The sequence below is a fragment of the Nocardia suismassiliense genome (assembly GCF_900269665.1).
In the GTDB taxonomy this organism is placed as follows: Bacteria; Actinomycetota; Actinomycetes; order Mycobacteriales; family Mycobacteriaceae; genus Nocardia; species Nocardia suismassiliense.
The window spans coordinates 5,418,270-5,442,879 of sequence record NZ_LT985361.1 but is presented as its reverse complement, the minus strand read 5'-3'; the positions used below and the strand labels follow the sequence as shown (position 1 = coordinate 5,442,879).

Genomic DNA, 24,610 nt, shown 5'->3' with positions numbered 1-24,610 from the left:
TCTTCATGCCTGCCACCGCCGATACGGCCGTGCTCTTTCGCGAGGTGATGGCGCGCTTTCCGAGTGGCGTCACGATCGTCACCACGACCGACGGGCCCCGGCCGGTCGGCTTCACGGCCAGCTCGTTCTGTTCGGTCTCCGCACAGCCGCCGCTCGTGCTCGTCTGCCTGGCGCGGAAAGCGAACTGCTATCCCGTCTTCGCGCACGCCGACCGGTTCGCGGTAAGCATCCTGGCCACCGGCCAGGGTGCCCTCGCGAGCCGGTTCGCGAGCAAGAACGGCGACAAGTTCGGTGCGGGCGGATTCGTGCCGACCGCGCGCGGCGGGCTGGTGGTCGCCGACTGCGTTGCGGCGCTGGAGTGCACCGTGCACGACCGGCGACCGGCCGGTGATCACCTGATCATGGTCGGTGCGGTGGAACAGCTTTGCGCCCCGAGCGAGCTACCACCGGCCGTCTACTGCGACCGCAGGTTCGCCGCCTTGGTGTAGCACGGGCGGTCGTTCAGCTGCGTGGCCGGGTAAGTCGTTCTACTCTCAAAGAGAGTACGCAAGAGCATCTTACGAGCTCGAGGGGAACGATGTCCGACACTGTTGCGCCGCCCCGAACCGATCAAGCTCCGGCCTTTCCGAGCGACCGGACCTGTCCTTATCAGCTACCCGAGCAGTATTCCCGGCTCCGGGACGGCGACGACTCGCTGCGCCGGGTGACCCTCTTCGACGGTCGCCCGGCCTGGGTGGTCACCAAGCACGAGACCGCCCGCGCGCTGCTCGCCGACCCTCGATTGTCCTCGGATCGGTCGCATCCGAACTTTCCCGCGGTGTCGCCCCGCTTCCGGATGTTCCGGAACGGCCCGCGGGTGTTCATCTCCCTCGACCCGCCCGAACACACCGTCAAGCGGCGGATGCTGATCAGCGAGTTCACCGTGAAGCGGATCAAGGGCATGCGGGCCGACATCGAGCGCATCGTGCACGGCTGCCTCGATGACCTGCTCGCCGCGGGACCGCCCGCCGATCTGGTCAGCCGGTTCGCGCTGCCGGTGCCGTCGCTGGTGATCTGCCGACTGCTCGGGGTGCCGTACGCGGACCACGAACTGTTCCAGGACGCGAGCAGGCGGATCGTGCAGGGGACCACCGCGGCGGAGGCGATCGGTGCGCGGGCGGAAGTCGAGGCCTACCTCGACGGGCTGATCACCACGTTGCAGAACCAGCCGGGTCCCGGGCTGCTGTCCGCGCTGGCCGAAGATCAACTGGCGCACGGCGGTATCGATCGGGGTGAACTGGTCGCGACCGCGATGTTGCTGCTCGTCGCGGGCCACGAGACGACGGCATCGATGATCGCGCTGTCGGTGATCACGCTGCTGGCCCATCCCGATCAGCACGCTGCCTTGCGCGCCGACCCCAGCCTCATTCCGGGTGCGGTCGAGGAACTGCTGCGCTACCTGGCCATCGCCGACGTCGGCGGCGGTCGATTCGCGACGGCCGACATCGAGATCGACGGCCACCTGATCAAGGCGGGCGACGGCGTGCTCGTCAGCAACGCCATCGCCAACCGCGACGGTTCGGTCTTCGCCGATCCGGACACCTTCGACGTGCACCGCTCGGCCCGCCACCACCTCTCGTTCGGCTACGGCGTGCACCAGTGCCTCGGCCAGAACCTGGCCCGGCTGGAACTCGAGATAGCCCTCGCGGCACTGTTCGAACGCATCCCGACTTTGCGCCTGGCCGTGCCCGTGGAACAACTGACCCTGCGGCCCGGCTCGACAATCCAAGGCGTCAACGAACTTCCGGTCACCTGGTGACCGGCGCAGAGGAGACCCATGCGAATAACCGCCGACCGAACCGTCTGCGTCGGCGCAGGCCTGTGCGCCCTCACCGCCCCCGCCATCTTCGACCAGGGTGACGACGACGGCCTCGTCGAAGTGCTCGATCCCGCCGCCGCCGACGACCCCGCAGTCCGCGAGGCCGTCGACCTCTGCCCATCCGGTGCCATTGCGCTGACGGAGTAGTCGCTTGTTCAGCCGGCAGGTCGGGCGATGATGACGGGGCAGTCGGCGCAGTGCAGCACGGCCTGGCTGACCGACCCGAGGGTCATTCCCGCGAAACCACCGCGGCCGTGGCTGCCGACGACGATCAGCTGCGCCTGTTCGGCGGTCTCGAGCAGCCGCTGGGCGGGCCGGGCTTCGGCGACCAGCCGGAGGACTTTCACGTCGGGGTACTTCTCGCCGTAGCCCGCGACGTTTTCGGCGAGCAGTTCCTCGGCCTCTTTCTGCATGTCGTGGCGGGGAATGTAGCGATTGAATTCGGACCAGGTGAGGACGGTGATCAGCGTGACCCGGCGGCGCGAGGCCTCGTCGAAGGCGATATCGAGGGCCAGTTCGCTGCTGGGTGAGCCGTCCACGCCGACCACCACGGGACGGCGGGAGCTCGGCGCGGGCTCCTCGGGGATGACCGCGACCGGGCAGTGCGCGTGCCGCGCCACCGAGGTGCTCACCGAGCCGAGCAGCCCGCGGCGGAAGGCGCCGAGCCCGCGGGTGCCGACGACGAGCAGTCGCGCATCCTTGGAGCGGTCGCACAGCACCGGGATCGGCGGCGCCTCGGCCACGACCGTGGTGATGTCGAGGTGATGCATGGGTTCGGCTGCGGCCCTTGCGGTTTCGGTCGCGGCGGCGACCGCGGCGGCCCCGGCCTTCCGGTAGGCGTCGTAGTCGAACTGATCGAAGGCGAGGCCGGGGCCGAAGTCCATCGGCGCACCGATGGCGTAGACGATGTGCAGCGGTGCGCCGTGGCGGGCCGCGTCGAGCGCGGCCCAGCGCACCGCCTCGGTGGCGGTGGCCGAGCCGTCGGTGCCGACCACGACCGGGGGATTGATGCTGTTGGTAGACATCTGAATTCGCGCCTCTCTGCCTTCGGAACCGTTGTTTTCCGGTACCCGTAGGTTAGGAATTCGGCACGTCCCGGCGCTGCTGGCGTTGGTCCCGAATCGAGAGGTCTTAGGGCAGCGGTGCGGACCAGCGCAGTACGGTGCCGCCGCCGGGTTTGCTGTCGATGCTGAAGGTGCCGCCTGCTTGTTCGGCGCGGGCGGCGAGGTTGGCCAGGCCGCTGCGGCGGGTGTTGTCGGCGCGGACGCCGGCGCCGTCGTCGGTGACCTCGATGGTGACGTCGTCGCGGATTTTGAGTTCGACCGCGACGGTGGTGGCGGAGGCGTGCCGGACGACGTTGCTGACCGCTTCGCGTAGGACTGCTTCGACATCGTCGGACAGGGGTGGGGCGAGGACGGTGACCGGGCCGGCCAGGCGCACGGTGGTGCGCAGGCCGGTGTCGGCGGTCATGTCGACGATGATGCCGTGCAAGTGTTTTCGGTACTTCGAGGAGTCGGCGGCGGTGTTGCTCTGCAGGTCGAAGATGGAGTGGCGGATGTCCTGCACGATCGCTTGCACGTCGTCGATGGTTTCGATGAGCCGGGACTTGACCTCGGGTGCTCGGGCGCGTTGCGCGGTGCCTTGCAGGGACAGGCCGACGGCGAAGAGGCGTTGGATGACGTGGTCGTGCAGGCCGCGGGCGATGCGGTCGCGGTCGGAGAGCACGTCGAGTTCGCGGCGCTGGCGTTGGTTGTCCGACAGTTGCAGGGCCAGGGCCGCCTGATCGGCGATGGCGGCCATCATCGACTGGGCCGCGGTGTCCAGTGGCGGTGCACCGGTGGGCCGCAAGGTGGTGAGCACGCCGATGACCGACTGGCCCGCGCGCAACGGAAGGACAAGGGCGGGACCGAAAGTGGCGGTGGAGTCGAAGAGGTCGGTGTAGGCGAGCTGGTCGACCGCGGCGGTGTGTCCGTCCCGGAACGCGGCGCCGGAGTGCGATTCGTCGACCGGGATCCGTTGTCCGAGTAGCTTTTCCGCGCCGGTGCCCGCGGCGGCGACCACCACCAACTCGGTCACCTCGTCCTGCGGAATGTCCGGGTCCTCGGGCAGCGCGAGGAAGGTGCACGACGACTCGGTGAGCGTCAGCGCGCGGTCGGCGACCAGGGTCAGCACTTCGTTCGGTTCGCCGCCCGCCAGCAGTTCGGTGGCCACATCGCGGGTCGCTTCGAGCCACTGCTGCCGCTGCCTGGACTGCTCGTAGAGGCGGGCGTTCTCGATGGCGATGCCCGCGGCCGCGGCGAGCGCCTGCACGACGACCTCGTCGTCCTCGGTGAACTCTTGACCGCCGGCCTTCTCGGTGAGGTAGAGGTTGCCGAACACCTCATCGCGGACCTGGACCGGGACGCCGAGGAAGGTGCTCATCGGCGGATGGTGCGCGGGGAACCCCACCGAGGACGGATGATCCGAAAGGTTCGACAGCCGAATGGGTTTCGGCTGCTCGATCAGCACGCCGAGCACGCCGTGGCCGCGCGGCAGATCGCCGATCATCACCCGGGTCCGGTCATCGATGCCCTCGTAGACGAACTCGGACAGCTGCAAGCTCGCCTTGTCGGTTTCGCGGACGCCGAGCGCGCCGTAACCCGCGTCGACCAACTCGATGGCGGTGTGCACGATCGAGCGCAGGGTGTTGTCGAGGTCGAGTCCGGCGGTGATCACCAGCATGGCCTCGATGAGCCGGTCCATGCGGTCGCGGACGTCGACGATCTGGGCGATCCGGTCCTGGACTTCGACGAGCAGCTCCCGCAGCCGGAGCTGCGACAGCGTTTCGGTCACCGGCGTTCGGCCGCCGGCGGCTGCGACAGGCGGCTCGCGATCCATACCCGGGATTCTTTCACGTCCGGACGTTTCGAATTCCTCCCGCCGGGCCTCGGAGTCGGGCGGCTTACCGCTCCCGGTCCGGCTGGTTCAGCTTGGAGGCCAGGACGGCGGCTTGGGTGCGCCGTTCGACGCCGAGCTTGGTCAGCAATCGGGAGACATAGTTCTTCACCGTCTTTTCGGCCAGGAACATCCGGCCCGCGATCTGCCGGTTGGTCAGGCCCTCGCCGAGCAAAGCGAGCAGTACGCGTTCCTGGTCGGTCAGGCTGGCCAGCGGGCCGGTCTTGGCCTCGGCTTCGGAACGAAGTTTGGCCATCAACGCGGCGGCGGCGCGGTTGTCCAGCAGGGATTTACCGGCGCCGACCTCGCGGATGGCTTCGATGAGTTCGAGGCTCTTGATGTCTTTGACGACGTAACCGCTCGCCCCGGCGAGGATCGCGTTGAGCATGGCTTGTTCGTCGGTGAACGAGGTGAGGATCAGGCAGCGCAGTTCCGGGTTCGCGGAGAGCAGTTCGCGGCACAGTTCGATGCCGTTGCCGTCGGGTAGTCGCACATCCAGCACCACCACATCGGGGCGCAGCGCGGGAATGCGGGCCAGGGCCTGGGAGAAGGTGCCTGCCTCGCCGATCACCTCGAGGTCGGGCTCGAGCCCGATGAGGTCGCCGACGCCGCGGCGGACGATTTCGTGGTCGTCGACCAGGAACACCTTGATCGGGGGCAACTCCGGCATTCCTCCAGGTTACGGAGCACTCGGGCGCGGGGCGACGGAGTTGGACCCTGTTCTGAGGACCTAAGTCCCTTGACTCATCGAGCTCGATGGAGTGCACGGGTGCCCCGGTTCGCCGCGCCGCCGCCGAACGCCGTGGGCGCGACCTTCTCAGGCACATGGGCCGGGGCGATCGGCGTCGGAAGTCCTACGGGCAAGGGCCGTCTTCCCCTTACCCGGGCCGATGCACCGGTGCGACGGTGGGTCGACAGGAGATGGAGGCCCGCGACATGGATTACGGATTACCCGACAGCACCACCCTCGACACCGCATTGGCACTCGCGGCGCGAGCGCCGTCGGTCGCCGACACCCAGCCGTGGCGCTGGCAGATCGGCAGTCGCGCCATCCACCTCTACCTCGATCCGGCGCGGGCGGCCGACCCCGATCAGCGCGGGCCGGTGCTGAGTTGTGGTGCGTCCCTGCATCATTTGCGCGTCGCCCTCGCCGCCCTCGGCTGGTCCGCGGTGGTCCGTCGACTACCGAACCCAGCCCAGCCCGACCACCTGGCGTCGGTGCGGCTGCTACGCCATCGCCCGACGCCGGTGGAAATCGCACTGAGCGCGGCCATTTCACGCAGGCACACCGACCACCGGCACTTCACCTCCTTGCCGATCCCACCCGGCTGCCTGGGCCTGGTGACCGAACGCGCCACCGCCCTGGGTGCGCTCGTGCGCCGAGCTACCGATCCGGCCCGCGAACAGGTGATCGATCCGAGCGAGCAAAGGCCCGATCCCGACTTCGCCGAGCTGCTGGTCATCGGCACGACCGCCGACGACCGCACCTCCCGCCTGCGCGCCGGCGAGGCCCTGAGCGCAGTCCTGCTGACCGCCACCAACATCGGCCTCGCCACCGCCCTGCTCACCCACCCCCTCGAAACCCCGGAGCTGCGCCGCACCGTCCGCACCGGCGTGCTCGACGGCACCGCCCACCCCCAGGCCGTCGTCCGCATCGGCTGGGCACCGACCGTCGCCGGATCGCCGGAGCCGACTCTCGAGGACGCGCGCAGCTGGGCCTGCCGCAGCAGTCACGCGGGTCCATGCTGAATGTGCCGGACAGCAGTATGGCGTCGGCATGAGCGCGATTCCACCAGGAGGATCACGGCCCGCAGCCTTCGGCACCGCGCCCGACGGGACCATTACGGGGTGGCCGCGGCGCTGGTGGGCGCGGGGCACCGCGTGGTGGTGGAAAGGCAGCGCGGCCGAGCGGGCACTCAGGAGGTGGCAGCCGCCGTCATGCTCGCGGGCGTACGGGTGCCGACGCGACACAGGGCGAGGCACCTCCGGCAGTTGATCCCCGCATCGTCCTGCGGAGGGCACAATGCTGGGACAGTGCTGGCACGTTTTCTGCCGGGGCTCCGGCAATTCGACGGCTACCAGCGGGCGTGGCTCAGGTCCGACCTGGTCGCTGGTATCACCGTGGCCGCGTATCTCGTTCCGCAAGTGATGGCGTACGCGACGGTGGCGGGGTTGCCGCCGGTGGTGGGGTTGTGGGCGGTGCTCGGGCCGCTGGCCGTGTATGCGCTGCTGGCTACTTCGCGGCAGCTGTCGGTGGGGCCCGAGTCGACGACCGCGTTGCTCACCGCGGTCGCGCTGGCTCCGCTGGCCCTGGGCGATCCCGAGCGGTATGCCGCGCTCGCGGCGGTGTTGGCGTTGCTGGTCGGCGGAGTGTGTCTGCTGGCGGCGGTCGCCCGATTGGGGGTGCTGGCGGATCTGCTGTCGAGGCCGGTGCTGATCGGGTATCTGGCGGGCACCGCGGGGATGATGATCGCCAGTCAGCTCGGGCGGGTCAGCGGGGTTCCGGTGACCGGGGAATCGATTGTCGCGCAGCTACGTTCGTTCGTGACGCAGCTGGACCAGTGGCACTGGCCGACAAGTGTGCTCGCGGCCGCGGTGCTGAGCGGGCTGCTGGTGCTGGCTTGGCGTGCGCCGCGGGTGCCGGGACCGCTGCTGGCAGTGCTGCTCGCCACCGGCGTTGTCGCGGTGTTCTCGTTGCAGCGCTACGGCATTCGGGTCGTCGGGACGATTCCCGCGGGCATCCCGGTGCCCGGACTGTCCGCGGTCGCGATGGCCGATGTGGCGGCGCTCATCCTGCCTGCGGTCGGCATCGCGGTAGTCGGCTTCTCTGACAACGCGCTCACCGCAAGGGCTTTCGCCGCACGCAACGGCTATCGCGTGGAGGCGAACACCGAACTGGCCGCGCTCGGCGCGACCAATGTGGCGGCCGGGGTGCTGCACGGGTTCCCGGTGAGTTGCAGCGGCAGCCGGACCACGATCGCGGATGCGATGGGCGCGCGCACCCAGCTGTATTCCATTGTCGCGCTGGGCAGTGTGCTCGCGGTGCTGCTCGGTGCCCGCGATGTGCTTGCGGCGTTCCCGTCGGCGGCGTTGGGGGCCTTGGTCATTTACGCGGCATTGCGGCTGATCGATCTGGCCGAGTTCCGGCGGATCGCCCGATTCCGGCGCAGCGAGCTGGTTCTCGCGCTGGGTACGGTCGCGGCCGTGCTGGCGCTCGGCGTGCTGTACGGCGTGCTGGTGGCGATCGCGCTGTCGACGTTCGATCTGCTGCGCCGCATCGCCCGCGCGCACGATGCCGTCCTCGGCTTCGTGCCGGGTTTGGCAGGCATGCACGACGTCGACGACTATCCCGGCGCGAAACCCGTTCCAGGACTGGTGATCTACCGCTACGACGCCCCTCTGTGCTTCGCCAACGCCGAGGACCTGCACCGCGGGGCGCTCGCGGCGGTCGACTGGTGGAGCAAGCACGGCGGCGAGCCGGTGCGCTGGTTCGTCCTCAATGTCGAAGCCAATGTCGAGGTCGACCTCACCGCCCTCGACGCCGTCGAACAGCTCCGGGCCGACCTGGCCGCGCGGGACATCGTCTTCGCGATGGCCAGGGTGAAGCGGGACCTTCGTGACGACCTGGACGCCTTCGGGCTGACCGCAGCGATCGGGGAACACCACCTCTATCCCACATTGCCGACGGCGGTGGCCGCCTACGAGGCGGACCGCGAGAAGCGGTCGCCCGGTGGGTGACCTTGTTATCCGCCGGTGACAGCGCGATGCTCGAAGTCGATGGCAGACCCTCCGAAAGGACAGACCATGGCAGCCGAAAGTCCCTCGAACGCAATGCAAGACCCGACGATTCTGGTCGCCGTCGACGGCTCCGCGAGCTCGTATCAGGCGGCGGCGTGGGCGGCGGTCGAAGCCGTCCTGCACAACTGCCGGCTGCACCTGCTCACCTCGATGGCGATCCAGCCCGGCTTCGGACCAGGCCTCGGGCTGGGTGAGACGGATCTGGACTGGTTGCGCGTCGACGGCGAGCGCATCCTGACCGAGGCCAGCAGGGTGGCCCGGACGGCAGCACCGGGCGCGGCGCCGCACCTCACCACCGAGGTGTCGTTCGAACTGGTCATCCCGATGCTGATCGAGCGTTCGGCACAGGCGCGCATGTTGGTGGTCGGCAGCCGGGGGATCGGTGCCTTCCAGCGTGGGCTGCTGGGTTCGGTCAGCACCGCCACCACCCATCATGCGCACTGCCCGGTCGCGGTCATCCATGGCAGTGCCGCGATCGATGTCGTGTCGGCGACCCAGCCGGTCCTGGTGGGTGTCGATGGCACCGGCAACAGTGTGCCCGCGGTGGAGCTCGCGTTCGAGGAGGCGTCGCGCCGCAAGGTCGGGCTGACCGCGTTGCACGCCTGGAGTGACACCAGTGGTTTCGACCTGCCGGTTGCAGGCTGGGATGCCGCGCAACAGTCCGCCGAGGCCGTGCTCGCGGAGAGCCTCGCAGGTTACGCCGACCGCTATCCCGATGTCACGGTGCGCCGAATCGTGGTGGCCGACAGGCCCGTTCGATCCTTGCTCGACGAATCCTCGAGCGCCCAACTGGTCGTCGTCGGCAGCCACGGACGCGGGGGCTTCGCCAGCATGGTCCTGGGCTCGACCAGCAACGCACTGCTGCACTCGGTCGAGGTGCCGATGATCGTCGTGCGCGAACACTGACCGCACCGCCGGGCGCGGGGTCGAGAGCACTCGGCCCCGCGCTTTTTGTTGTCCCGTCGGAGCCTTGACAACTCGCTTCGGTAAGCGAAGACTTACGGTTCGTAGAGACTTACCAAGCAGGAGACGAATGGGGTGCGCTCGCCGATCGAATGCGGCGCACGATTTTGGAGCGCCTGGCTGAGAAACCGCAGGCGGTCGGTGAGCTCGCGCGCGAGCTGCCGATCAGCCGCCCTGCGGTTTCCCAGCATTTGAAGGTGCTCAAAGATGCGGGGCTGGTGCTGGATCGGGCCGTCGGTACGCGCCGGATCTACCAGTTGAATCCGGACGGGATGGGCGCGCTGCGTGCACAACTCGACCGGTTCTGGAGTCGAGCCCTCGCGACGTATCAACAGATAGTCGACGAAGATCAGGAGAAGTCATGACCCAGACCAAAGCCGAACCGGTGCAGTTGCAGATCGTCGTCAACGCACCGTTGGAGCGTGCGTTCGCGTTGTTCACCGAGCGCTTCGACGCGATAAAGCCGCGCGAGCACAATCTGCTGGCGGTCCCGATCGCCGAGACGGTGTTCGAGCCGCGAGTCGGCGGGCACATCTACGACCGGGGCGAGGACGGCAGCGTGTGCCGGTGGGCGCGGGTACTGGCCTACGAGCCGCCGAACCGGGTGGTGTTCACCTGGGATATCAACGGGCGCTGGGAAATCGAGACCGACCCGGACAAGACCAGCGAGGTGGAGGTCCGGTTCACCGCTGAGGACGCGGACCACACGCGCGTCGAACTCGAACACCGGCATATCGACCGCCACGGCGACGGATGGGAGGCGGTGCGCGCCGGTGTCGACGGCGAGGGCGGCTGGCCGCATTACTTGCAGCGGTACCTCGAGGCTGTCGACGAGGCTCGAGGCTGACGGGCTACGGCGCAGGCACGTGCCGGTGCGAGCGGGCCGCGGCTGGGCGGCTTGCCGCGGCCCGCTCGATCAGCGTGCCCGTCAGCGGACCGTGCGGGTCAGGGTCCTTGGTCCCGGGGCGACCGGACCAAGGTCTCCGAAAGCGGGACGGACGTTCATCCACGTCGCGTGGTGAACACGTCGGTCAGTGGGCGTCGTGGGGTCGGGGGCGGTTCGTGGTCGTCCGGGGCCGCGCCGATGCGAATGACGACTTGGGGCAGGCCGTCGTGGGCGGTGAGGCCGGCCAGCAGTCGGCGGCCTGCGGGGACTTCGGTGACGTGGGTGAGGGCGCAGGTGTGCAGGTCGGCGGCGGTGCACTCGAGCAGCACCGCCGATAGCGCTTCGCCCGTGTGCAGCCACTGCATGGCGGAGTCGCCGGTCGAGCTGAGCACGACGAGGCGTGCGCGGTCCTCGATCTCGGCGCGGCGCATCGAATGCGGCACCGGTGGAAACGCCCGGCCGACACCGACCCTCGCGAACTCGGCGTCGGAGACCATGGACGCCGGTGGGATGCCCTCCGGCATCTCGTGATGCCCGGTCCACCACTGCAATTCGGCCTGGTACTGCATGTCGTAGCGGCGTAGCGCGGCCGACTGCTCCGAAGCGGTCGACAGCCGTGCTCGCGCGCTCTCGTCGAGCACGTCGAGCGCGATGTCGTGCGGCGACACCAGCATTCGCAAGGTGTGCACGATGTCGTCCCAGCGTTGTGGCTCGAGCATCGGCAGCCGATCGGTGTAGCGGCGGTCGATCGCACTGGTGCGGGCGCGGATCCCGTCGGGCGGGTCGGGCCATGGCCGGAACTCGATGGTCGCCAGGTGCTGCGGTTCAGCGGGGTCGGGCAGGCGCACCGTGTCGGTGTGCCAGTGGTAGGCGGCGAAGGCGCTGCGCAGGTGATGCAGCCCGGCGCCACAGCTGATCAGCTGCTGGCGCCCCCGGGGATCGGTGGCCAGTAGTTGGCGGTCGGTGTCGGTGTAGAGGCGCAGCCGGGTTCCGTCGAACACCCAGCGCCACGGCTGCGTGTTGTGCACCGACGGCGCGCGACAAGCCAGCCGCATCGCCGCCAGCATCGTCGGGTGGTCCGGCACCTCGGGGTCTTTGTCGGTCATATCGCGAGTTTCGTCCGGTCCCGGCGCCGCCGATATGGCCTTTGCGCAGCTGATCCGGGGACCTCCGGCCCCAGTTCCGGCGGGTGCGGGCGGCAGGGTCCCGCTGAGGCAATCGGACCCTACGGCCTGGGACCTTCGGCCCTGCCCGCCCGCCGCGCGCGGTGGTGACATGGGAGCCGCCGGAAGCCGGTCGAGTCGAGGGCATTCCGCCGCATTCATCGAAGCGAAGGGTAGGAACACTGTTGCCGCGCGATCTGACACAACGCGAGATCCTGACCGACCTCGAACCGATGGCCGAGGACTGTGTGCACCGGCACCTGTCGATGACCAAGGACTGGCAGCCGCACGACTACGTGCCGTGGGACGAGGGCCGCAATTTCGCCGAGTTGGGCGGGATCGATTGGGAGGCCGGGCAATCGCGGCTCAGTGAGGTCGCCAAGGCCGCGATGGTGACGAACCTGCTCACCGAGGACAACCTGCCCTCCTACCATCGCGAGATCGCCGAGAACTTCTCCCGCGACGGCGCCTGGGGCACCTGGGTCGGCCGCTGGACCGCGGAGGAGATGCGGCACAGCACCGTGCTCCGGGACTATCTGGTGGTGACCCGCGGCGTCGACCCCGTCGCGCTCGAGCAGGCCCGGATGATCCACATGACCAATGGTTTCGCCTCCGGCGCCACCGCGGCCGACGTCGCCAGCGGCGCGGGTTTCCTGCATTCCGTTGCCTACGTGAGCTTTCAGGAACTGGCCACCCGCGTCACCCACCGCAATACCAGCCGGGTCTGTAATGACCCGGTCGCCGACCGGATGTTGCAGCGCATCGCCGCCGACGAGAACCTGCACATGATCTTCTACCGCACCATCTGCGGCGCGGCCCTGGACCTGGTCCCCGACCAGGCGATCGAGGCCATCGACGCGATCGTCCGGAACTTCCAGATGCCCGGCGCGGGCATGCCGAACTTCCGGCGCAACGGCGTGCTGATGGCCAAGCACGGCGTCTACGACCTGCGCCAGCACCTCGAGGACGTGCTCGCGCCGGTACTCCGGCAATGGAACATCTTCGGCCGCACCGACTTCACCGCCCGCGGCGAGCAGGTCCGCGAGCGCCTCGCCGCCTACCTCGACGACCTGGCGACAGTGAAGATCCCGAAATTCGAAGAGCAGCGCGACCGTTCGCTGGCCCGCGAGCGTGCAAGAGCCTGAGTGACGCTCTGGCACTGGGGGAGCCCGCCGTGATCGTTGAGCAGAACTACACCCCGCGTTGCTGAGTTGTCGCTTGTTGCGCTGGTCGGCCTCGGTGAAGATCATGGTGCGCCATTCGGCGGCCGTGATGCAGGTCACGGGTCGGGTGCGGTTAATTCTGTGGCGAGCTGCTGTCTTTATGGGTGAGCGCGCAGGACATCGCCGCGGTAACCAGTTGCTAGGAAAGGTAAGACCTTGGAGACGATCACCACGCCTGGGGGAGTCGAGCTGGCCTTCGATCGTATCGTCGGCGGCGACGCCGGAACGGTCATTCTGATCGGCGGTGCGTTCAGCTACCGCACATTCCCCAAAATGGTGGAGCTGGCCGATAAATTGGCCGAGCGCTACGGGTTGACGGTGGTGAATTACGACCGACGCGGCCGGGGCGACAGCACCGATTCGCCCGGCGTCTACGACGTGGCGAACGAGATCGATGATCTGGCCGCGCTGATCGAGGCGGTCGGCGGCAAAGCCGCGGTGTTCGGCTGGTCCTCGGGGGCGGGTCTGGCGCTGTCGGCGGCGGCCTCGGGGCGCGTACCGGGCATTACGAAGGTGGTCGCCTTCGAGCCGCCCTTCGTAACCAACGACGAAAACTTCGTGCCGCCAGCGGATCTCGCCGATCGGTTGCACGTGATGATCGCCGAGGACCGGCGGGCCGAGGTGGTGCGGTACTACATGACCAAGGGAATGGGTATGCCCGCCTTCATCGCTGCGATGATGCGCGTCACCCCGTTCTGGAAGCACCTGCTGGCCACCGCCCCGGCCACCGCGCACGACTGGGCGATCATGGGCCGCTTCATGCGCGGCGAGGCCTTGCGTCCGGCGGACTGGGCCGGCGTCGACGTGCCCACCTTGGTTATTTCCGGCGGCAAGAGCGGTGCCCTGTTGCGCACCGCCGCGCGCGCCATCACCGAAGTGCTGCCGAATGCGCGGCACGTGGAAGTGGCGAAGTTGAGCCACAACCCGAATGTCGAACTCCTGGTCCCGGTCTCGGGTGAATTCCTCGTCGGCGCGAGCCGATTCGTGGCCTGACTCAGCGGCCCATTTTCCACACCACACCTATTTCCGACGGAGCTTCGTCATGCCCAAAAACACCGGAATTTTCTTTTCGCGCAACGGCGGCGCGCGCTCGTTTGCTGCCCTGACCGCCGTGGCCTTGTCCGCCATACTGGTCACCGGCTGCGACAGCGCCGAGGCCACCGACCGCGCCGCCACCTCGGCGGTCCGCCCCGCGGCCGACCAGGCCTCCGCCGACGGCAAAGGCCACTACGCCGCGGTCAACGGCGGCAGGCTCTACTACGAAACCCACGGCACCGGCCGGCCATTGATCCTGTTGCACGGCGGCCTCGGCACCGGCGAATCCACCTTCGGCGCAATGATTCCCGAGCTGGCCAAGACCCGCCGGGTCATCGCGGTGGACCTGCAGGCGCACGGCCACACCCCCGATCTCGCGCGACCGTTGTCCTACGAGGCGCTGGCCGATGATGTCGCGGCACTGATCAACCACTTGCAGCTCGGCAAAGCCGACCTGCTCGGCTACTCGCTCGGCGGCGGCGTCGCCCTCCAAGTGGCTGCCCGCACCCCGGACCTGGTCGACCGGTTGGTCGTCGCCTCGGCACCTTTCCGCTACGACGGTTGGGTGCCGGAGACCCGCGCGGGCATGGCCGCCATGAATCCGGATGCGCTGCGCGAAACCCCGTTGTTCCAGCTCTACAGCGGTGTCGCGCCGGACCCGGCGGGCTGGCACGGTCTGGTCACCAAGACCAGGGACCTGCTCAGCAAGGAGTATGACTGGACGGCTCAGTTGGCGCAGGTCCGAGCACCCGCGCTCGTGCTGACCGCCGAGTCCGACGCGCTGTTCCGCGACCACGCCACCGACATGGTCGCCGGGCTCAACACCGGTAAGCCCGATTCCCGGCTCGAAATTGTGCCGGGCACAACGCATTACGACATCATGTACCGGGCTGATCTATTGCTACCGCTGATCGGCACGTTCCTCGACACCACCCGATAACCGCCCACCTCAGCGAGCCGCGACCGACACCTCGGTCGCGGCTCTGCTGTTGCGCCAGGCCGGTCAACCCAGCACGGCCGCCTCGGCGATGGTCTCGAGGAACGGGTGCACGAGTGGATTCTTACCCGCGACCGGCCACATCAGCCCGTAGTCGATCGTCGCCGCGTCGTGGAAGGGGACGAAGACCACGCCCGGCCGGGAGTGGAACTGGGCCGCGCGCAACGAGACGGTGCTGACGCCGACCCCCTGGCTGACGTGCACGAGCACCTCGGGCCAGAAGTTCGTCGCCGGTCCCTGCGGAATCGGGCGCCCCAGCGGTGTGTGGCGCGGGAAGTAGCGGTCCATCCAGTAGCTCGGGACGAGTTCGTCGGCGAGGGTGACCAGCGTGGTGTTGGCGAGGTCCTCCATCGATACCGATTTCCGCGTCGCGAACGGATGATCCTCGGGGACCATGAGCGCGCGCGGTTCGGCGAACACGACCGGCCCGGTCTTGATGTCGGGCTCGGCGATCGGGAACTCGGTGAGCTGGAGATCGACTGCGCCCGAACGCATCCGGCCGAGCGGATCGGTGAGCTGGATCTCCTCGATGTCGACCACCGTGTCCGGGTAGCGGAGGCGGAACATCTCCGTCGCCCGCACGATCAGGTTCCCGCACCACGGCGCGGAGAACCCGACCGTGATGGCCCGTTGGGCGCTGTTGCCCTTGCTCGCCGCGGTGACGCTGGCTGATATCTGGTCGTAGGCCGGGCGCAGTTCGTCGCGCAGCTGTTTGCCGAGGGGCGTGAGAGTCACTGTGCGGCTGTTGCGTTCGAACAGCGGCGCGCCGATGCGCCGTTCCAGCTTGCGGATCGTCTGACTGATCCGGCTCGTGGTCACGTGCAGGCGTTCTGCGGTCCTGCCGAAATGTAGTTCGTCGGCGAGCGTGAGGAAGGCCTCCAGCTCGAGGCGTTCCAGCATGCGTCTTCCCTCGTATCGTTGAGCGAGGCTCAACGTAGCATGCTCGATTCGGCCCTTGCGTTATGTGTTGCGACCTGGAACCGTGCGCCGACGTCGGTCCGGAACGGCCAGCCGGTCGGCGGTAATCGGCGGGCTGTCGGCAGTGCATTCCGGACCTTCGGGGGGAGGTGGCGGGTCGGGGTCGTGCGTAGCGTAAATCGGCGTGGATATGGCCTTTTCGAGAAAGCGTGTTCGTAAGATCTGGCTGCTCGCGGGCGTTTCAGCGTTGGTTCTAGGCGGGTGCGCGGTGTCGGCGGCGGACAGTTTTGTCGCGGATATTCGGGCCGACAGTAATCGGGACGGTGTTGTCGACGGCAACGATGTCGGCGGTCGGAACGGGAAAGGTCGGTGGACAGCGGAATACGGCGCTGTGCTGTTGCCGAATATCGGTGATGTGGCGCGGCGGTGTCCGTCGAGTAGTAGTCAAGTTTCCGACGATGAGCTTGCGGGCTGTCACGATGCGGCCGATGATGTGGCGCGCGCACCTGATTATCTGGCGCCTATGGTGACCATGCCGTTCGGTCGGGGAGCGAAGGGGGCGACCGGGCGGGTGGCGGCGGTGGGGGTCGGAGCCGACAAGATTCGGATATTTGTGAAACGTGCGGAGTGGGTTCTGCTAGGTCCGGGCGCCGCGCTGACCGAATCCGAACTGCGGCACGGCGCGACTCTCGGGATCGATTCGCGGGATGTCGTGCGTGATCGGGCGGTGTGGGATGGGTCTGTGACCGTTCGTTTTACGGTCCAGCGGGGTGACCGGACGGTCACCGATGAGGTCGCTCTTCGGGTGGCGCCGGTTGTCCTGCATCACCACAACCAGAGCGTGGAGACACTGCTGGTGTCCGAGAGCGGTGACGACGAAAGCCACCAGCGATTCGTCGGCGAATTGGCTTCGGCGGCCCGCGCGAGTGGGCTCAAAGCGCCACTGGTCCGACTGAATACCACCGATACCTGGGGTCAGGACTTCCTGGAGTTCGGCTATGTGTCGATGCCCGGCCGGGGCGGTAAGAGTATTTCGATGCGCATCGCGATTCGTTCCCCGCAACCCGAACGTGAAGGCGGCCGTGCGGTTTTCGACCTGCGGGGCCCCGGTGTGGGAGCGATTCAACTCGGCGGAGTCGGTAGCGACCACGTGGACGGATTCGGCAATGTCGAGACGATACCGCCGCACACGCACGCGGGACGCGAGTTTCCGGCAGGCCGGGTAATCATCGGCACCGGAAACGTGGACAACCCGAACGCGACAAGTGTGGAACTGCAAAAGTTCTTCAACGCCCAGCAGATTCAGCCGCCGGTGATTCTGGACGCCTCGTGGCTGATCGTCGGGCACGTCGACGAATTCGTTCAATTCCTGCCGACGGCGTCCGGTCGCGGGTGGCGGCCCGCGGTCACCGATCCCCGGCGCGGTCTCCAGGTCCTGCGCGATCAGCAACGAGCCGGGCATGGCAGCGTGCCGGCGTTCTCCCGCCCTGGCGTCTCCGATCGGACCATCGACGACATCCTGGCCGACCAGAAATTCGTCGCCGACAACGAACGCGCGGCGCAGAAGATCGAAGCGAATGTCGCGCGGCTGCACCAGGAGGCCGGGCTGAAACCCGAGGAGTTCGTGCGCATTCCAGGTCTTTACAAAGGCGGCGACATACCGGAAGCACCGGACGCGCTGACGAGCTTCTACCCGGGCGCGGTCAACGGCGTCCTGATGAACGCGACGAACTACATCTCGGCGCGGCAGTGGGGCCCGATCGTCGACGGACGGGACGTGTTCGAAGCCGCGGTGACCGAGGCGTACCGGTCGGCCGGAATCTCGGTGCACTACGTCGACGAGTGGGAGGCGCTGCACCTGGGCGGTGGCGAGATCCACTGCGGGACCAACGTCATGCGACAGCTAGGCAGTCCGCCGACTAGGTGAAAACTACCGACGCGAACATTGCGCTGCCCCCGTGACGATGAGTGCATGGCAAGACGACAGTACGTACCCATCCCAACCGGCCACCCGTCATGAGCCCGCGGGCTCCAGCCGATCGGCCGGAAAGAACAGCTCGCCGGGGGATAGGCCCGAATACGCACCGCCACTTAACGTCAGAGCTCGGTGATCAGCCGCACGGACTGCCCTCCGTTGTCGCTGTCGGGTGGCACGGCCGATCACCGCACAGGTCCGCCGGTCTCGGTTATCGCTCGCCAGGCACCAATCCCTCGAACCTGGCCCGAGACCGGCGGGCCGATTCCCGCCCCGCCACCGCGACGAGCGCATGGCCGCACCACCCCTGGAGACGTAATGCTCACCGCAGACCGGGAACTCGTGTCGTTCCGTACCTCGGCGATGCTGCCGATCGTATTCTTCCTGCCGCCGCTCGTCAGCTTCGCGGTCGCGCCGGGAGCGGTGTGGGCGGAGTATCCCGGCATCCTGTTCCATCTGGCGATTCTCGTGCTCATCGCGCGGATGGCCGTCCCGGAATGGGCCAGGGCAGCGGGTTACGGGTGGATCGTGATCGATGTGGTCACCGGCGTCCTGGTGATCAATGAGGTACCCGAGGACATCACCTGGCCGATCCGGCTGGGCGGTCATATTCTCGCCGGCGTCTGGATGGTCGCGGCGTCGCTGCTCGCCGAATCGAAGGCGGTCCGGGTCGCCGGGGTGCTCGTCGGCAGCTGGCTCGCCCTTTACAGCTTCGGCAGTCACTACCTGCCCCGGCCGTTCCTGTACCCCGCCAGCATCCTCACGGTGGTCTGGCTCGGGCTGCTCGCCGCGTACTACCGGCCTGTTCGGCGGGCGGAACCTACCGCTCGGTGAAGTGCGCGAGCGTGTTGACGACCCGTTCCGCGATATCGGCCGGCCACGGAAAAGAGGGTGCGGCGGCGTGCTGGTGGGCGAGCCCGTGCAGACCCAGCCAGAGTGCTACCGCGTCCGCAGCTGGGTCGTCGCTGGTGGCGTCGCCCGCGGTGACGCACTCCGCGAGGCCGTCGGCCAGCAGTTGCATGCTCGGCTGCCCGAGGGTGGCCACGTCGGCTGCGGTCACCGAGGACTTGTCCAGATCGGGCACCCACAGTCCGCCGAACATGGTGCGGTATCGGCCCGGACGGGCGCGCGCGAACTCCAGGTAGCCGTAACAGACGGCCAGCAATCGTTCGCGCGGGGTCTTGCCCGCCGCGTCCCTTGCGGTGCGCAATCGCTCGTCCAGCTCGGCGAAGGCGTTCTGCACCACGGCCAGCATGATGGCCGCCTGATCGGGGAAGTGGCGATAGATCGAGGGAGCGGCGATGCCCGCGCGACGCGCGACCGAACGCAGGGTGATGGCGCTTTCCTCACCGGTTTCGTCGAGCAGTGCGACCGCGGCCGCCACGATCTCGTCGCGCAATCGAGCGCCCTCGCCGCGGGGGTTGCGCGTGCGGACCGGGGTCGCGACCTCGTTCTTTCCCATGCCGTCAGATTACATCACAAAACTTACAGCTGTTACCTCTTGCGCAATATCGGCTTACAGTCGTAGCCTTACACTCGTTAGCTCAACCGATCCGGAATGGACCACCTCATGGAAAACAGCACCGTCACCACTACCGTCACCGCGGTCGTCCTGCCGGGCAAGGTCGAGCCCGACGGCTTGCAGGTCACCCGTCGCGGCCTCGCCGCACCCGGCGCCGGTCAGGTCGTGCTCGGCATGGAGGCGACTGGTGTCTCCTTCGCCGAGCAGCAGATGCGCCGCGGCAAGTACTTCGACCAGCCGCCGTTCCCCTTCGTGCCCGGTTACGACGTGGTCGGCACCGTCACCGCGACCGGGCCCGGCGTGGACACCGCGCTGATCGGGCGCCGGTTCGCCGCGGTCACCAAGGTCGGCGCCTGGGCCAGCGCGCTGCTGGTCGATGCCGCGGATCTGGTGGCGGTGCCGGACGGCGTGACCCCGGCCGCCGCCGAGACCGTGGTGGTGAACGGCCTCACGGCCTGGCAGCTGCTGCACCGGTCGGCCGAAGTGCGTTCCGGCGCAACGATTGTCGTGCTCGGCGCCAACGGCGGCGTCGGCTCCACCCTGGTGCAGCTGGCTCGCCATGCCGGGATCACGGTGATCGGCACGGCCTCGCCACGGCATCACGCGGCCCTGCTCGAGCAGGGCGTGCGCCCGGTCGACTACCACGATCCCGAAATGTACCGCCGGATAAGGGAACTCGCGCCCGGCGGCGTCGACGCGGTGTTCGACCATGTCGGCGGTGCGGGGGTGGTCGAGTCGTGGCGGCTGCTGCGCCGCGGCGGCACGCTGGTCTCCTACGGCACCGCGTCGACGAAGGACGTGGACGGCAATTCGCAGCTGCCGGTGCTGAAGTTGTTCCCGCGGTTGCTGATGTGGAACCTGCTGCCCAACGGCAAGAGCGCGCGCTTCTACAACCTGTGGGCGGGCCAGCGGCGCCGCGACGCCTTCCGTAGCCGACTGCGCGAAGACCTCACCCAGGTGCTGCGGCTGCTCGCCGACGGTGTGCTGACCCCGCAGATCGCTGCGGAATTCCCACTCTCCGAAGCAAGTTCGGCCTTGGCGCTGGCCGAGTCACGCACCGTCGCGGGCAAGGTCGTCATCGTGCCGGATACCCGCCACTCCTGAATCCCACTTCTCCATTTCGTCCGCACCGATACTCGAAGGCTCAGTCATGACTACCTATGTCGCCACCTCGATGCCCACCATCCCCGCCGTCACCCGCACCGGTGACGTCGACAACCGCGCCACCTACATCAGCTTCGGACTCGCCTACATCCTCGGCCACGGTGCCGCCGCGCTCTCCCGCGGCGACAGCCCACTGGTCGCCCTGCCCGGGTGGTTGCCGATGACGCTGCTGGGTCTCGGTTTCCTGATCGGCACCGTGTGCGCCACCCGCGCCGCGCTGCACGCCCAGCGCGGTGCCGGCAAAGCCGAGGTGCTCGGCGGAAAACTGCTCGGCCTGTCCTGGGGCGTCGGTTTCGGGGCGCTGATCCTGGCCATCACCGGCCTCTCGTCCACGCTGGCCGTGCCCGAACTGCAAACCTTGCTCTGGCCCGCCGGTTCCGGGCTCGTCGTCGGCCTGCTCTACCTCGGCGAGGGCGCCGCGCGCCGCAACGTGCTGCACTACGGCCTCGGCGGCTGGCTCGCGCTGATCTCCACCGCCGCACTGTTTTTCAGCGTCCCCGGCTTCTTCGGGATCCTCGCGGTCGCCGGTGGCGGCGGCTATGCGGTGGCCACCGTCCTCGAGTTTCGCCGTCGCGGCCTGCTCTGATCTCCACAAGCCCAACCCCCGGCACATGTGTCCGGGGGTTGAGCCCTGTAGTCACCCGGTCAGGCCGAAGCCGATCCCTCGCTCAGCCGGGCCAAGTCAGCGACCAGCCGCTCGGTCAGCGGCATCGCCACCGAGTGCTGCTCGGCGATACGCAACAGCGCCCCGCCGATCGCATCGAGCTCGAGCGGCCGTCCGGCCTCGGCATCGCGTTGCATCGACGACTTGGCTTCCGGCGGAAAGCCGTCGTAGAACCGCAGGGCCGCATCGACATCGGCGGGCACGCCGGCCGCGCGGCTGAGTGCCGCGACCTCCGCGACCAGGTCGATCAGCTCCGCGCGATGCACGGTCCGCATCTCGCCGACGGGACACTTGTGATGCGTGGTCATCAGGGCGAACGGTGCGAGGAAGAACAGCTTCCCCCACAACATGGCGGCTTCGTCGTCGCGTGTCGTCGCGCGCACACCCGCGGCGTCGAGCACCGCGACCAACTCGTCGAGCCGCTCGGCTGACGTAGTCGTACTCGCCAGATCGATCTCGACGAACGGGCTGCCGTGCTCGACGATCCCCGGCGCGACCCGCGTCGACGCCACCCGAATCACGCCGGGCACCACCAACTCCGGGCGATACCGCGCACGCAGCGCCGCCGGATGCTCGATCCCGTTGAGCAGCGGTACCACCAGGCCGTCGCCGAGCGCGGCAGGGGACACCCGGTCGAGAGCCGCGCCGAGGACGTTCTGCTTGACCGTCACCAGGCACACGTCGACCGGCTCGCGTAACTCGGTGTCCGCTGCGGCCTGCACGGTGAAATCACCGAACATCCCACTGCGCACCTGTATTCCGTGCTCCCGTACGGCCCGCACGGTCTCTTCGCCGCCGAGGAACGTCACCTGATGCCCGGCCCGGGCCAGCAACGCGCCCACCAGGCCTCCGACTCCGCCCGGGCCGAGTACTGCCACACGCCACGGTCGCCCTGTATTCATCGCGTCCTTTCGTTGGTAGCGGGGAACCAGATGTCCTCGGCGGCCAGATCCGCGATCCGGTACTTGCCGAGCGCGCTGATCAGGAGCCGGAGCTCCAGCTCGAACGCGACCAACAGGTTCGTCAGTCCATGATCGGCATTCTCGTCGGCGGCCACCAGCGCGGCCCGGCCGAGTCCGACGGCGGAGGCGCCCAGAGCCAGGCACTTGACGACTCTGGTTCCCTCCCAGCACCTTCCGGACACCAGCAGGCTGTTTCCTTGCCGGTCGCGGTCGGCGACCCGGCGTAAACATTCGGCCAAGGGCAGTCCGACGTGCTCGAGGAAGCCGTGCGGCGCCCAGCCGGTGCCCGCCTCCGCGCCGTCGACGGTCACCGCATCGGCGCCCGCCGCCCAGGCGACCTCGGCCGCGTCGCCCACATCCCGGGCCGGCGGCAGTTTCACCCAGATGCGGCAGCGCGGATAGTTGTTGCGCATCAACCGAATCTGCTGGCGCAGGATCTCCGGGGTGAAGGTGCCGGGCGTGGCCGAGCGCAGCATCGGTGCCGCCGCGCCGTCGTAGATATCGAGAATGTCGTACTGCGCCGACAGGTGTGCGGCCCGATCCGGCGGGAGCAGGGTCATGCCGCCGAGACCAGGCTTGGCACCTTGGCCCACCTTCAATTCGAAGGCCAGGCGACCGCTCGTCAGCAGTTGTTCGCTCGCCGGATCGCTGTACACCAGGTTCCACACCTCGGCGTCGGCATCTTCGGTGCTCTGCTGAACGATCACCCCGCCGGTGTCCTCGGCCGCCATCTTGGTGTATTCCGTGAGCCGACGCAGCAGCGAGCTCTGTTCCTCGTCCGCCATCCGCCCGTAGCCGGACACCGGCACGATGTTCTCGCCGATCACCATCGGCACGCCCGCGGCGCCGGCTTGCCCGGCCACCGCGACACCGAGATCGCCGTCGGCCACAGCGGTGGACCCGAACGCCGAAACGTACACCGGCAGGGTCGATCGCAGACCGCCGATGGTGGTGCTCAGATCGACGTCACCGGCCAGCGGCTCCCGGCCCAGCTCGAACATCATCTCCGCGCGCAGCGGCACGAACACCGGCGGGACCAGCCGGGCGTGGTCGATCGCGTCCAGGGAGTCCGTTGCGGCTGCCGGTTGCCCCTGCCCGAACAGGGTCGAGCCGTACTGCGCGTTGTCGGGGAACACCGAACCCGCTGCCGTGCGCGCCCGCGCCCGCACCTCGTGCTCGGGGAATCCGGGAGCCGACAACACACTCATGGCCGGAGCTCCCCCGGAATCTTGGGGTAGGCGCTGGCCTGCCAGACCGCGTCCAAGCCGCCGAGGAACCGGGTGAACCGCTCGACGCCGAGGCCGAAACCCGCACTGGGCGAAAGGCCGTCGCGGGCCAGAGTGAGGTACCACTCGTATTTGGCCGGATTCTCACCGGTCTCCCGCATGCGGGTCAGCAGGGTGCGGTAGTCCGATTCGCGGGCGCTGCCGCTCATCATCTCGCCGAAGCCGCCCGGAAAGATCAGGTCGAAGTTACGCAGCGTGCCCGGCTCGTCGGGGTTCTCGCTGTCGTAGAAGCCGCGCGAACCCTTCGGGTAGTCCGTGATGAAGAACGGGCGGGTGGCGGCCGCGGAGATGATTTCCTCACCCTGCCAGTCGATTTCGGTGTGCTCGCGCTGGTCGTGGCCGAGCGCGCGCAGCTCCGCGACCGTCGCCGAGTGGCGCTTGCGGTCGTAGGGGCCCGCGAGCACCTGCTTCAACTGTTCGAGGTCGCGGTCCAGGATCTCCAGCTCGCGCTGGGCGTTGCTCAGGACGTGGTCCACGGCGTATTTCGTCAGCCGCTCGGCCACGTCCATGGCGTCTTCGCGCGAGCCGTTCGCGATTTCCACATCGAGCTGATGGAACTCCGCGAGGTGCCGATGCGTCACCGCGGTCTCCAGCGGCTCGAGCCGCACATTGGGCGCCACGTGGAAGATCTTGTCGAAGGCGAGCAGCGAGGCCTGCTTGTAGAGGATGCCGCTGGTCATCAGCTTGTAGCGGTGGCCGTAGTAGTCGATGTCGACCTGTTTCGCGCCGCGCGCCCCCGGGTCGGTCACCGGACCGATGATGGGCGGCAGCAGCTCGGTGAATCCCTCTGCGGTCAGAAATTCGCGCGCGGCGGACAGGAATCGGGCCTGCACCGTCAATGCCGCGACGGTTCGTTTCGACGTGAGATGCGCACGCGGTAGTGGGGGCGCGGATCCGGTCGGTTCAGTCACTTCAGGCAAAGTTCGATCCGTTCAATAGTCGTGCGAGGGTGGTCGAATTCCGAGGCGCGGATATTCGCCAACGGAAATACCTGGACAAGCCGATTGCGGTGCCCGATATTCGACGATTCCTCGTATGCAATTGGTCTACTATCGACTAACGTATCTATCCACGTTAACTGTTCTCGCGTGATCGACGCGAATACGCGGTAACTGGTGGGAAACTATTGCTTGACGGCCTTCGTCGAACCCCCCTAACCTGTCGAACTGTACTGCTAACGCACTGGTAGCGGCCCTATTCTCCCTCGTTCCGGCGACGTCGTCCACCCCCCGAATGGGGGGTATTCCGGTTGTGAAGATCGT

At 68.1% G+C, this 24,610-nt stretch carries 23 protein-coding genes and 1 pseudogene; 15 read left to right on the top strand and 9 right to left on the bottom strand.

Going from position 1 to position 24,610, the window contains the following annotated elements:
* The first annotated feature begins 5 nt into the window (after window positions 1-5).
* From DBO33_RS24170 to DBO33_RS24160, 3 genes are all read left to right on the top strand, one after another.
* Entirely contained in the window at window positions 6-488 is a 483-nt protein-coding gene (locus DBO33_RS24170) for a flavin reductase family protein (RefSeq protein ID WP_107657097.1), read from the top strand.
* An 89-nt stretch (window positions 489-577) separates the two neighbouring features.
* Window positions 578-1,798 (top strand): cytochrome P450, encoded by a 1,221-nt coding sequence (locus tag DBO33_RS24165; protein ID WP_107657096.1) that lies wholly within the window; start codon window positions 578-580, stop codon window positions 1,796-1,798.
* Between the two features lie 18 nt (window positions 1,799-1,816).
* A complete protein-coding gene (locus DBO33_RS24160) occupies window positions 1,817-2,005 on the top strand; it encodes a ferredoxin (RefSeq protein ID WP_107657095.1) in 189 nt (62 codons plus the stop codon).
* Between the two features lie 8 nt (window positions 2,006-2,013).
* Here the strand turns inward: DBO33_RS24160 and DBO33_RS24155 are convergent, their stop codons facing one another.
* The 3 genes from DBO33_RS24155 to DBO33_RS24145 form a co-directional block, all read right to left on the bottom strand.
* Window positions 2,014-2,883, bottom strand: coding sequence for a universal stress protein (locus tag DBO33_RS24155; RefSeq protein WP_107657094.1), 870 nt, complete (start codon window positions 2,881-2,883; stop codon window positions 2,014-2,016).
* Window positions 2,884-2,989: 106 nt separating this feature from the next.
* Window positions 2,990-4,735, bottom strand: a complete 1,746-nt coding sequence (locus DBO33_RS24150; RefSeq protein ID WP_107657093.1) for a GAF domain-containing sensor histidine kinase — start codon at window positions 4,733-4,735, stop codon at window positions 2,990-2,992.
* A 64-nt stretch (window positions 4,736-4,799) separates the two neighbouring features.
* A complete protein-coding gene (locus DBO33_RS24145; RefSeq protein ID WP_107657092.1) occupies window positions 4,800-5,462 on the bottom strand; it encodes a response regulator in 663 nt (220 codons plus the stop codon).
* 236 nt (window positions 5,463-5,698) lie between these two features.
* Between DBO33_RS24145 and DBO33_RS24140 the strand changes: the two genes are divergently transcribed.
* From DBO33_RS24140 to DBO33_RS24120, 5 genes and pseudogenes are all read left to right on the top strand, one after another.
* Complete coding sequence (locus DBO33_RS24140; protein ID WP_199856738.1) at window positions 5,699-6,541, top strand: nitroreductase family protein; 843 nt, start codon at window positions 5,699-5,701, stop codon at window positions 6,539-6,541.
* A gap of 285 nt (window positions 6,542-6,826) precedes the next feature.
* Window positions 6,827-8,530 carry a SulP family inorganic anion transporter gene (locus tag DBO33_RS24135; protein ID WP_234391006.1) on the top strand — a complete coding sequence of 568 codons (1,704 nt, stop codon included), beginning with the start codon at window positions 6,827-6,829 and terminating at the stop codon, window positions 8,528-8,530.
* A 66-nt stretch (window positions 8,531-8,596) separates the two neighbouring features.
* Window positions 8,597-9,496 carry a universal stress protein gene (locus DBO33_RS24130; RefSeq protein ID WP_107657091.1) on the top strand — a complete coding sequence of 300 codons (900 nt, stop codon included), beginning with the start codon at window positions 8,597-8,599 and terminating at the stop codon, window positions 9,494-9,496.
* A 101-nt stretch (window positions 9,497-9,597) separates the two neighbouring features.
* Window positions 9,598-9,918, top strand: a pseudogene (locus DBO33_RS24125) (ArsR/SmtB family transcription factor); the annotation flags it as partial.
* Window positions 9,915-10,400: an SRPBCC family protein gene (locus tag DBO33_RS24120; RefSeq protein ID WP_107657089.1), complete on the top strand. Its 486-nt coding sequence runs from the start codon at window positions 9,915-9,917 to the stop codon at window positions 10,398-10,400. The pseudogene DBO33_RS24125 and the gene DBO33_RS24120, both read left to right, overlap by 4 nt.
* Window positions 10,401-10,555: 155 nt before the next feature.
* Here DBO33_RS24120 and DBO33_RS24115 read toward each other — a convergent pair whose 3' ends face one another.
* Entirely contained in the window at window positions 10,556-11,545 is a 990-nt protein-coding gene (locus tag DBO33_RS24115) for an Acg family FMN-binding oxidoreductase (protein WP_199856737.1), read from the bottom strand.
* A gap of 242 nt (window positions 11,546-11,787) precedes the next feature.
* Here DBO33_RS24115 and DBO33_RS24110 point away from each other — a divergent pair, with 242 nt between their 5' ends.
* The 3 genes from DBO33_RS24110 to DBO33_RS24100 all read left to right on the top strand — a co-directional run bounded on the left by DBO33_RS24110 (window position 11,788) and on the right by DBO33_RS24100 (window position 14,800).
* On the top strand, window positions 11,788-12,747 hold the full coding sequence (locus DBO33_RS24110; RefSeq protein ID WP_107657088.1) for an acyl-ACP desaturase: 960 nt from the start codon (window positions 11,788-11,790) through the stop codon (window positions 12,745-12,747).
* 234 nt (window positions 12,748-12,981) lie between these two features.
* Complete coding sequence (locus DBO33_RS24105) at window positions 12,982-13,818, top strand: alpha/beta fold hydrolase (protein WP_107657087.1); 837 nt, start codon at window positions 12,982-12,984, stop codon at window positions 13,816-13,818.
* A gap of 49 nt (window positions 13,819-13,867) precedes the next feature.
* Complete coding sequence (locus DBO33_RS24100; RefSeq protein ID WP_159080455.1) at window positions 13,868-14,800, top strand: alpha/beta fold hydrolase; 933 nt, start codon at window positions 13,868-13,870, stop codon at window positions 14,798-14,800.
* Between the two features lie 63 nt (window positions 14,801-14,863).
* Here DBO33_RS24100 and DBO33_RS24095 read toward each other — a convergent pair whose 3' ends face one another.
* A complete protein-coding gene (locus DBO33_RS24095) occupies window positions 14,864-15,757 on the bottom strand; it encodes a LysR family transcriptional regulator (protein WP_107657085.1) in 894 nt (297 codons plus the stop codon).
* Window positions 15,758-16,517: 760 nt separating this feature from the next.
* Between DBO33_RS24095 and DBO33_RS24090 the strand changes: the two genes are divergently transcribed.
* Window positions 16,518-17,702 (top strand): protein-arginine deiminase domain-containing protein, encoded by a 1,185-nt coding sequence (locus DBO33_RS24090; RefSeq protein ID WP_159080454.1) that lies wholly within the window; start codon window positions 16,518-16,520, stop codon window positions 17,700-17,702.
* A 366-nt stretch (window positions 17,703-18,068) separates the two neighbouring features.
* Window positions 18,069-18,584, top strand: a complete 516-nt coding sequence (locus DBO33_RS24085) for a hypothetical protein (RefSeq protein WP_107657083.1) — start codon at window positions 18,069-18,071, stop codon at window positions 18,582-18,584.
* On the opposite strand, the gene DBO33_RS24080 is transcribed toward DBO33_RS24085, so the two are convergent.
* Window positions 18,571-19,212, bottom strand: a complete 642-nt coding sequence (locus DBO33_RS24080) for a TetR/AcrR family transcriptional regulator (protein WP_107657082.1) — start codon at window positions 19,210-19,212, stop codon at window positions 18,571-18,573. The genes DBO33_RS24085 and DBO33_RS24080 overlap by 14 nt on opposite strands.
* A 108-nt stretch (window positions 19,213-19,320) precedes the next feature.
* Here DBO33_RS24080 and DBO33_RS24075 point away from each other — a divergent pair, with 108 nt between their 5' ends.
* The gene (locus tag DBO33_RS24075; protein ID WP_107660543.1) at window positions 19,321-20,376 is read left to right on the top strand and encodes a medium chain dehydrogenase/reductase family protein; all 1,056 of its coding nucleotides are present in this window, start codon (window positions 19,321-19,323) and stop codon (window positions 20,374-20,376) included.
* A gap of 46 nt (window positions 20,377-20,422) precedes the next feature.
* Window positions 20,423-21,022 (top strand): ABC transporter permease, encoded by a 600-nt coding sequence (locus DBO33_RS24070; protein ID WP_107657081.1) that lies wholly within the window; start codon window positions 20,423-20,425, stop codon window positions 21,020-21,022.
* Window positions 21,023-21,081: 59 nt separating this feature from the next.
* Here DBO33_RS24070 and DBO33_RS24065 read toward each other — a convergent pair whose 3' ends face one another.
* The 3 genes from DBO33_RS24065 to DBO33_RS24055 are packed head-to-tail and all read right to left on the bottom strand — an operon-like array spanning window position 21,082 to window position 24,259.
* Window positions 21,082-22,002 (bottom strand): ketopantoate reductase family protein, encoded by a 921-nt coding sequence (locus tag DBO33_RS24065; protein ID WP_107657080.1) that lies wholly within the window; start codon window positions 22,000-22,002, stop codon window positions 21,082-21,084.
* Window positions 21,999-23,270: a glutamate synthase-related protein gene (locus tag DBO33_RS24060; protein WP_107657079.1), complete on the bottom strand. Its 1,272-nt coding sequence runs from the start codon at window positions 23,268-23,270 to the stop codon at window positions 21,999-22,001. Before DBO33_RS24060 ends, DBO33_RS24065 begins: the two co-directional genes overlap by 4 nt.
* Window positions 23,267-24,259, bottom strand: coding sequence for an asparagine synthetase A (locus tag DBO33_RS24055; protein WP_107657078.1), 993 nt, complete (start codon window positions 24,257-24,259; stop codon window positions 23,267-23,269). Before DBO33_RS24055 ends, DBO33_RS24060 begins: the two co-directional genes overlap by 4 nt.
* Window positions 24,260-24,610 lie beyond the last annotated feature (351 nt).

What these genes read in the sequence shown, in the direction of transcription:
- DBO33_RS24155 (WP_107657094.1), bottom strand. Translation starts at nt 2,883, where the DNA reads ATGTCTACCAACAGCATCAATCCCCCGGTCGTGGTCGGCACCGACGGC.
- DBO33_RS24100 (WP_159080455.1), top strand. Translation starts at nt 13,868, where the DNA reads ATGCCCAAAAACACCGGAATTTTCTTTTCGCGCAACGGCGGCGCGCGC.
- DBO33_RS24160 (WP_107657095.1), top strand. Translation starts at nt 1,817, where the DNA reads ATGCGAATAACCGCCGACCGAACCGTCTGCGTCGGCGCAGGCCTGTGC.
- DBO33_RS24165 (WP_107657096.1), top strand. Translation starts at nt 578, where the DNA reads ATGTCCGACACTGTTGCGCCGCCCCGAACCGATCAAGCTCCGGCCTTT.
- DBO33_RS24060 (WP_107657079.1), bottom strand. Translation starts at nt 23,270, where the DNA reads ATGAGTGTGTTGTCGGCTCCCGGATTCCCCGAGCACGAGGTGCGGGCG.
- DBO33_RS24150 (WP_107657093.1), bottom strand. Translation starts at nt 4,735, where the DNA reads ATGGATCGCGAGCCGCCTGTCGCAGCCGCCGGCGGCCGAACGCCGGTG.
- DBO33_RS24130 (WP_107657091.1), top strand. Translation starts at nt 8,597, where the DNA reads ATGGCAGCCGAAAGTCCCTCGAACGCAATGCAAGACCCGACGATTCTG.
- DBO33_RS24095 (WP_107657085.1), bottom strand. Translation starts at nt 15,757, where the DNA reads ATGCTGGAACGCCTCGAGCTGGAGGCCTTCCTCACGCTCGCCGACGAA.
- DBO33_RS24115 (WP_199856737.1), bottom strand. Translation starts at nt 11,545, where the DNA reads ATGACCGACAAAGACCCCGAGGTGCCGGACCACCCGACGATGCTGGCG.
- DBO33_RS24075 (WP_107660543.1), top strand. Translation starts at nt 19,321, where the DNA reads ATGGAAAACAGCACCGTCACCACTACCGTCACCGCGGTCGTCCTGCCG.
- DBO33_RS24070 (WP_107657081.1), top strand. Translation starts at nt 20,423, where the DNA reads ATGACTACCTATGTCGCCACCTCGATGCCCACCATCCCCGCCGTCACC.
- DBO33_RS24080 (WP_107657082.1), bottom strand. Translation starts at nt 19,212, where the DNA reads ATGGGAAAGAACGAGGTCGCGACCCCGGTCCGCACGCGCAACCCCCGC.
- DBO33_RS24065 (WP_107657080.1), bottom strand. Translation starts at nt 22,002, where the DNA reads ATGAATACAGGGCGACCGTGGCGTGTGGCAGTACTCGGCCCGGGCGGA.
- DBO33_RS24085 (WP_107657083.1), top strand. Translation starts at nt 18,069, where the DNA reads ATGCTCACCGCAGACCGGGAACTCGTGTCGTTCCGTACCTCGGCGATG.
- DBO33_RS24120 (WP_107657089.1), top strand. Translation starts at nt 9,915, where the DNA reads ATGACCCAGACCAAAGCCGAACCGGTGCAGTTGCAGATCGTCGTCAAC.
- DBO33_RS24170 (WP_107657097.1), top strand. Translation starts at nt 6, where the DNA reads ATGCCTGCCACCGCCGATACGGCCGTGCTCTTTCGCGAGGTGATGGCG.
- DBO33_RS24145 (WP_107657092.1), bottom strand. Translation starts at nt 5,462, where the DNA reads ATGCCGGAGTTGCCCCCGATCAAGGTGTTCCTGGTCGACGACCACGAA.